This window comes from Croceicoccus sp. Ery15, assembly GCF_020985305.1.
In the GTDB taxonomy this organism is placed as follows: domain Bacteria; phylum Pseudomonadota; class Alphaproteobacteria; order Sphingomonadales; family Sphingomonadaceae; genus Croceicoccus.
The window spans coordinates 2,717,875-2,725,000 of the sequence record NZ_CP087588.1 but is presented as its reverse complement, the minus strand read 5'-3'; the positions used below and the strand labels follow the sequence as shown (position 1 = coordinate 2,725,000).

4 protein-coding genes, 1 tRNA gene and 2 rRNA genes are annotated in these 7,126 nt (G+C 60.2%); 4 read left to right on the top strand and 3 right to left on the bottom strand.

Translation table 11 applies throughout. The annotated features are described in order from the left end of the window. Window positions 1-152: 152 nt before the first annotated feature. The 3 genes from LOZ77_RS13325 (at window position 153) to LOZ77_RS13315 (ending at window position 3,377) form a co-directional block, all read left to right on the top strand. Window positions 153-2,943 (top strand): 23S ribosomal RNA (locus tag LOZ77_RS13325). Between the two features lie 130 nt (window positions 2,944-3,073). Then, a 5S ribosomal RNA gene (gene rrf / locus LOZ77_RS13320) occupies window positions 3,074-3,188 on the top strand. Window positions 3,189-3,300: 112 nt separating this feature from the next. After that, window positions 3,301-3,377: transfer RNA gene (locus LOZ77_RS13315), tRNA-Met, on the top strand. 188 nt (window positions 3,378-3,565) lie between these two features. On the opposite strand, the gene LOZ77_RS13310 is transcribed toward LOZ77_RS13315, so the two are convergent. Both LOZ77_RS13310 and LOZ77_RS13305 read right to left on the bottom strand, forming a co-directional pair. Beyond that, window positions 3,566-4,042 carry a hypothetical protein gene (locus LOZ77_RS13310; RefSeq protein ID WP_255671277.1) on the bottom strand — a complete coding sequence of 159 codons (477 nt, stop codon included), beginning with the start codon at window positions 4,040-4,042 and terminating at the stop codon, window positions 3,566-3,568. Window positions 4,043-4,051: 9 nt separating this feature from the next. Then, window positions 4,052-4,360, bottom strand: coding sequence for a hypothetical protein (locus LOZ77_RS13305; RefSeq protein ID WP_230279490.1), 309 nt, complete (start codon window positions 4,358-4,360; stop codon window positions 4,052-4,054). A 177-nt stretch (window positions 4,361-4,537) separates the two neighbouring features. Between LOZ77_RS13305 and LOZ77_RS13300 the strand changes: the two genes are divergently transcribed. Beyond that, on the top strand, window positions 4,538-6,145 hold the full coding sequence (locus tag LOZ77_RS13300; RefSeq protein WP_230279489.1) for a winged helix-turn-helix domain-containing protein: 1,608 nt from the start codon (window positions 4,538-4,540) through the stop codon (window positions 6,143-6,145). Window positions 6,146-6,170: 25 nt separating this feature from the next. Here LOZ77_RS13300 and LOZ77_RS13295 read toward each other — a convergent pair whose 3' ends face one another. Then, window positions 6,171-7,112 (bottom strand): hypothetical protein, encoded by a 942-nt coding sequence (locus tag LOZ77_RS13295; RefSeq protein ID WP_230279488.1) that lies wholly within the window; start codon window positions 7,110-7,112, stop codon window positions 6,171-6,173. Window positions 7,113-7,126: the final 14 nt, after the last annotated feature.

The following is a 7,126-nucleotide window of genomic DNA, read 5'->3' as shown; positions in this document are numbered from 1 at the left end:
TGCCGTGGCGGTATCGTGAGAAGCGTAGGGAAACTTGCGTCATCATGATATCATCACAAGATCAATCAAAATTGATTATCTGGCTGAGATATCGTCCGCACCTATAGACGACACAGGCGTTATGCAGGCCTGTTGTTGATGGTGTGGATTCTCAAGCGTGAGGTAAGAGCATTTGGTGGATGCCTTGGCATGTACAGGCGATGAAGGACGTGGCACGCTGCGATAAGCGTCGGGGAGTTGTGAGCAAACTTTGATCCGGCGATTTCCGAATGGGGAAACCCACCTTCACCATTTCTCTCAGGTTACGGTTTACCGTGATTTGAGTGAGGTGGATAAGGTATCCCAAGCTGAATAAAATAGGCTTGGTGAAGCGAACCCGGGGAACTGAAACATCTCAGTACCTGGAGGAAAAGACATCAACCGAGATTCCGTTAGTAGTGGCGAGCGAACGCGGACCAGGCCAGTGCTTACATCTAAACTAGCAGAACACTTTGGAAAGAGTGGCCATAGCGGGTGACAGCCCCGTATGCGAAAATGAGGATGTGAGACTTGAGTAGGGCGGGACACGTGAAATCCTGTCTGAACATGGGGGGACCACCCTCCAAGCCTAAATACTCGTACATGACCGATAGCGAACTAGTACCGTGAGGGAAAGGTGAAAAGCACCCCGATTAGGGGAGTGAAACAGTACCTGAAACCGAATGCTTACAAGCAGTTGGAGCTCCATAGGGAGTGACAGCGTACCTCTTGCATAATGGGTCAGTGACTTAATGTACCATGCAAGCTTAAGCCGATAGGTGTAGGCGCAGCGAAAGCGAGTCTGAACAGGGCGACAGAGTATGGTGTATTAGACCCGAAACCCGGCGATCTATGCATGACCAGGTTGAAGGTGCGGTAACACGCACTGGAGGACCGAACCGGTGAATGTTGAAAAATTCTCGGATGAGTTGTGTTTAGGGGTGAAAGGCCAATCAAGCCGGGAAATAGCTGGTTCTCCGCGAAATCTATTGAGGTAGAGCGTCGGATGATTGCCGATGGGGGTAGAGCACTGGATGGGCTAGGGCGGCGCGAGCTGTACCAAACCTAACCAAACTCCGAATACCATCGAGTCTAGTCCGGCAGACAGACGGCGGGTGCTAAGGTCCGTCGTCAAAAGGGAAACAGCCCTAACCTACAGCTAAGGTCCCCAAGTCATCACTAAGTGGGAAAGCATGTGGGAATCCCAAAACAACCAGGAGGTTGGCTTAGAAGCAGCCATCCTTTAAAGAAAGCGTAACAGCTCACTGGTCTAAACAAGGGTTCCTGCGGCGAAGATGTAACGGGGCTAAAGTGATGCACCGAAGCTTAGGGTTCGTAGTTTACTACGAGCGGTAGCGGAGCGTTCCGTAAGCGAGTGAAGCGGGAGGGTAACCGACCGTGGACGTATCGGAAGTGCGAATGCTGACATGAGTAGCGACAAAGAGGGTGAGATGCCCTCTCGCCGAAAGACCAAGGGTTCCTGCGCAATGCTAATCAGCGCAGGGTGAGCCGGCCCCTAAGACGAGCCCGAAGGGGGTAGTCGATGGGAACCACGTTAATATTCGTGGGCCTGGAGATGTGTGACGGATTGCGGACGTTGTTCTTCCTTATCGGATTGGAAGGGCAGCCAAGTGGTCCCAGGAAATAGCCTCTCCGTATAGACCGTACCCGAAACCGACACAGGTGGTCAGGTAGAGTATACCAAGGCGCTTGAGAGAAGTATCCTGAAGGAACTCGGCAAATTGCCTCCGTACCTTCGGAAGAAGGAGGCCCTCTTTCTGCGCAAGCAGTAGGAGGGGGCACAGGCCAGGGGGTAGCGACTGTTTAGCAAAAACACAGGACTCTGCTAAGTCGGCTTCAAGACGACGTATAGGGTCTGACGCCTGCCCGGTGCTCGAAGGTTAAGAGGAGGAGTGCAAGCTCCGAATTGAAGCCCGAGTAAACGGCGGCCGTAACTATAACGGTCCTAAGGTAGCGAAATTCCTTGTCGGGTAAGTTCCGACCTGCACGAATGGCGTAACGACTTCCCCACTGTCTCCAGGATATGCTCAGCGAAATTGAATTCTCCGTGAAGATGCGGAGTACCCGCGGTTAGACGGAAAGACCCCGTGCACCTTTACTGCAGCTTCAGAGTGGCATTAGGAAAGAGTTGTGTAGCATAGGTGGGAGGCTTTGAAACGTTGGCGCCAGCTGACGTGGAGCCATAGGTGAAATACCACCCTGCTGTTTTCTGATGTCTAACCTCGCGCCGTTAGCCGGCGTAGGGACCCTCTGTGGCGGGTAGTTTGACTGGGGCGGTCGCCTCCTAAAGAGTAACGGAGGCGCGCGATGGTAGGCTCAGGCCGGTTGGAAACCGGCTGCAAGAGTGCAATGGCATAAGCCTGCCTGACTGCGAGACTGACGAGTCGAGCAGAGACGAAAGTCGGTCATAGTGATCCGGTGGTCCCTCGTGGAAGGGCCATCGCTCAACGGATAAAAGGTACGCCGGGGATAACAGGCTGATGATTCCCAAGAGCTCATATCGACGGAATCGTTTGGCACCTCGATGTCGGCTCATCACATCCTGGGGCTGGAGCAGGTCCCAAGGGTTTGGCTGTTCGCCAATTAAAGTGGTACGTGAGCTGGGTTCAGAACGTCGCGAGACAGTTTGGTCCCTATCTGCCGTGGGCGTCGATACTTGAAAGGAGTTGCCCCTAGTACGAGAGGACCGGGGTGAACATACCTCTGGTGTACCTGTCATCCTGCCAAGGGTGCCGCAGGGTAGCTATGTATGGACGGGATAACCGCTGAAAGCATCTAAGCGGGAAGCCTCCCTTAAGATTAGGTATCTTCGAACCGTCGTAGACCACGACGTTGATAGGCCGGGTGTGGAAGTGCGGTAACGCATGGAGCTAACCGGTCCTAATAGTTCTGTTCGCGCTTGAGAATTCCACATCATCAATGACAGTCCTGCCAGATCCTGGCATGTCCTTGATGAGGACGATCCTCATCCAGATATATCTTCACCCACCAGGGTGCGCATCGATTTAAAACCGCTGATACGCCGGCTTCATTGCTTGGTGACCATGGCGTCTGTGACCCACCCGATCCCATCTCGAACTCGGCCGTGAAACCAGACTGCGCCGATGGTACTAATGCCTAAGCATTGGAAGAGTAGGTCGTCGCCAGGCATTGCAGCCGACGTCATCAGCTAAAACCCATTCACAAACACCAAAAAGCCGCTGCCTGTACAACCGAGCGGCGGCTTTTTAGTCTCTACGCTGCAACCAGCAGCAATGGTGACGCGGGGTGGAGCAGTCCGGTAGCTCGTCAGGCTCATAACCTGAAGGTCGTTGGTTCAAATCCAACCCCCGCAACCAACACCATAAAACACCTCAAAACACCAACCTCATGCACCGGCGCCACCGTGGCCGCCAGGCTCACCACATGTGCCGGGTCGAGTTCGATCTCGGCTTCGAGAACGTCCTCTTCCCGATAGATCGCAATCCGCGAGATCAGCAACTGCACCACCGCTATGGCCACTGCGCTGCGTGGCGAGGAGGGTGGATTACGCCCCCGACGCGCCCTGCAGGGCGGCGATGGCGGGCATAATCGCGGTATTATCCTGTCCCAGCGTGCCGGATGCGTCGACGGTGGCGACTGCGACAACACCGCTTTGCGCGGCCGCGCTGGCTGCGATGTCACCGATCCGCACCGATCCGCCGGTGCCGCCCAGCGCGACTTCATTGGCGGCCAGCGTCGCTGCCCCGACGCCGATTGCGGTCGAACCGTCGAAGCCCACGACGGCGCGTGCGCCGATGGCCGTCGCCCCCACGCCCGATGCCGTCGCCAGCGCGCCCAGCCCCGTTCCGTTTGCGGCACTGGCTGCCGAACGCACGCCGATGGCGGCGGTCCCCATCTGGCTGGCGACCGCGCCATTGCCAAAGGCGCTGCCCCCCATGCCGGTCGCCTGCGAAAGCGGGCCGACGGCGGTGGCGTTCTGCCCGCTGGCAACGACCTGATGCCCCGCGCCAAGCGTGAACAGCCCCGATGCCTACGCCTGATAGCCGAATGCCTGCGCGCCGGTCCCGGTCGCGGCGGCATCGGTGCCCACGGCGCTGGCGTGCAAGCCGCTTGCCTCCGCAGCTGCACCAATGGCCAATGCAGCTTCGCCCGATGCCACGGCGGCGTTTCCGGTCGCCATGGCCCGATCGCCGTTCGCTTGCGCGCCGGTGCCGCATTCGGTGCTGTCACCGCCTGTGCCCGCATTGCATTCGGACGTCGGATCGGCCGCCGCCGGAATGGCAAGCACAGCAAGGGCGACTGCGGCACCGAATGCGGCGCAACGGGCCGAAATATGCATGGAATCTGACATGATCGGTTTCTTCAAATGTGCCGTGGGCGCAGCGAATTCGGCCGCCCCTTTGGCAAATGCGCGGCCCGTCGTTCCCGCGTGTATTCGCGCCCGAAACTTGGTATATCGGCCTGCGGGGCAACGTCCGCGCCTGTCGATTGCCGGGTCAGCGAGGCGGCGAAGTTAATGAACGAAAGCAGATCGTTTCCGGATGGTTTCGGGTTGGAGAGCGGATCAGCGCGCCCGCTGATCGACCGGCGCGATACGCATTACCTTGCCCGCCGCGCGGATTTCGTCCTTGGCAATGCAAGGGTCCGCCCGTCTGTCCGCACGATCGAGGGGCCGTCTGGCAGCTCCACTGCCGAACCGCGTGTGATGCAGGTTCTGGTCACTCTGGCCGATGCGGGCGGCAGCGTGGTCACGCGTGACGATCTGATCCACGATTGCTGGAAAGGGATGATCGTCGGGGACGATTCGATCAATCGCGCGATCAAGGAAGTGCGCCGCATCATCCGCACGACCGGCGCGGATTTCGAGGTTCAAACCATTCCGCGCATCGGTTTCAGGCTGGATGCCGGCAGCACGCCCGCCAAACAGGCCCGGCCCGTGGAAGCCGCGGTCGCGCCCGAACCGGCCGCCAGCACCCTGTCGCGCCGGACCGTCGTTACCGGCACGGCGGCAATTGCGGCGGCGGGGCTGGCCGTATGGGTGGCTGCACGACGATCCACCGGCACCGATGCGGTCACGCGGATGATGGAGGACAGCCGCATCGCGCTGCGAACGGGCGATGCGGCGCAGGAAAGGCGTGCCGTCGCGCTGCTGGAACAGGCGGTCGCCGCCGATCCCGAACGCGCCGATGCATGGGGCCTGCTGGCCCTGACGCGCGCACGGTTGAGCGAGCATGTCGCCGATGCCAGCGCCGGGCCGGTCGCGGCGATCAATGATGCGGCGGAACGGGCGCTTAAGCTCGATCCCGACAATGCCGACGCCAGCGCGGCGCTGGCCATCGCCATTCCCTATTACGGGGACTGGTATGCCGCAGAGCGCCGTTTCGACGCGGTGATCGCGCGCCATGCCGATGATATCTATGCCCGCGATGCACGTTCGTTCCTGTTGGGCGCGGTGGGCCGCATGCGCGAAAGCGCCGAATACAGGTTGGCCTTTACCGACCGCGCGCCGCTGGATGCCAATCTGCAATTCCGGCTGGTCTATGCGCTCTGGTTTCTGGACCGCATTGCCGAGGCAGACCGCGTGGCGGCGCGCGGGCTGGAAATGTGGCCCGCGCAACCGGGCTTATGGTTCGCGCGGCTGTGGCTGCTGTGCGGCACGGGGCGGATCGACCGCGCGCTGGCGCAGGTCGACGACAAAGCGGCGCGTCCGCCATTGCCTGCCCCGATGTTCATGGGCATCCGCGCGGCGCTGGTCGCGGCGCAATCGCACGATCCCGCCGCGATCGAGGCTGCCGCCACAGGCCTGATGGGCGGGGTCAGCCGGAATGTCGCGGGCGTGGTCAATGCGATGATGCTGCTGAACCTGATGGGTGCAACCGATCGGGCCTTCGCGCTAGCCGATGCCTATTACCTGGAACGCGGGCCCGTTATCGCCGCGATGCAGTGGCGGCCGGGACAGCCCGTGGTGCCCGACCAGCGCCGCCGCAAGACGAATATGCTGTTCACCCCCCTCGCGGCGCCCATGTGGCGCGATCCGCGCTTTATGCCGTTGACGCGCGACATGGGGCTGGCCGATTACTGGAACATCCGCGGTGTCCGGCCCGATTTTCTGGCCATGATCTAGGCACGGATGCGTTGGCCATGGCCGGTCAATTGCGTTGCAGCATGCCGACCGTGTAATCCATGACCCACCACTCCCATTCGGCATTATGGGCGGGGCTTTTCAGCGAATAGGCGATTGTTTTTGCATCGGACCCCACGAAAACGCCCGTAATCTCGCCATATTTGTCGAAGCCTTCGGGCGCATCGGGAATGGCGAAACGGGCTGTGAAACCGGTTTGTCCCGCTTCGATCCTTGCCGGTTCGATTTCATACTGGACGGGCAGGGTATAATACCAGCCGTCATTATATTCGACGGTAACGGTGCCGGTGATCTCTCCCTTGGCAAAGTCGAACTCCAGCCGGTTCGGACGGCCAAGCTGGCCGTTGGAATAGCTATAGGTTCCGCTGCGGGGAACGGCATCCGCCTTGGCCGCGATTGCGAACATGGCCTGCCCCAGAGTGGTGTGGCCGCCCTCTATCTGCTGATGCCAGTAGATCCTTCCGACAGGGGCGCCCTGCGCAATGCCGATCGAGACGTCCAGATCGCTTTCCGATCCGTCGGGACGGGCAACGCTAAAGGCATAGGGATTATTGCCCGGGAAGGTGTAATAAAGGACTCCGTCGGTCACCGAACCGGCAGTGGTGAGATAGCTGCCCTCGGCCATCGACCATGACAGGGCGAAGGCGTCTGCCGCCAGCGGGTCCGCTCTGGTCTGATAGACCGGGCCGTCTTCCGTCTCCACCGTCTCACCCGAATACATCCAGCCGATCAGCAAGAAATCCTGATCGCCGGTGAGGCCGAACGGCGCGTCGGGATAGATGGACGCGGTCGGGGCCGGTGTGGGTGCAGGGGTGGGAGAGGGCGCGGGGGCCTGAACCGGATCGCGCCCCGACGGGCCGTTATCGCTGCCCCCGCATCCGGCAAGGCAAACGGCAAGGGCGGACGGCATCGCGGCATATGCGGCGATGGCGCGGATATTTCGTGACATGGTCTGTCTCCTCC

Coding starts and splice junctions, on each gene's coding strand:
- LOZ77_RS13295 (WP_230279488.1), bottom strand. CDS start 7,112: ATGTCACGAAATATCCGCGCCATCGCCGCATATGCCGCGATGCCGTCC.
- LOZ77_RS13300 (WP_230279489.1), top strand. CDS start 4,538: ATGAACGAAAGCAGATCGTTTCCGGATGGTTTCGGGTTGGAGAGCGGA.
- LOZ77_RS13305 (WP_230279490.1), bottom strand. CDS start 4,360: ATGCATATTTCGGCCCGTTGCGCCGCATTCGGTGCCGCAGTCGCCCTT.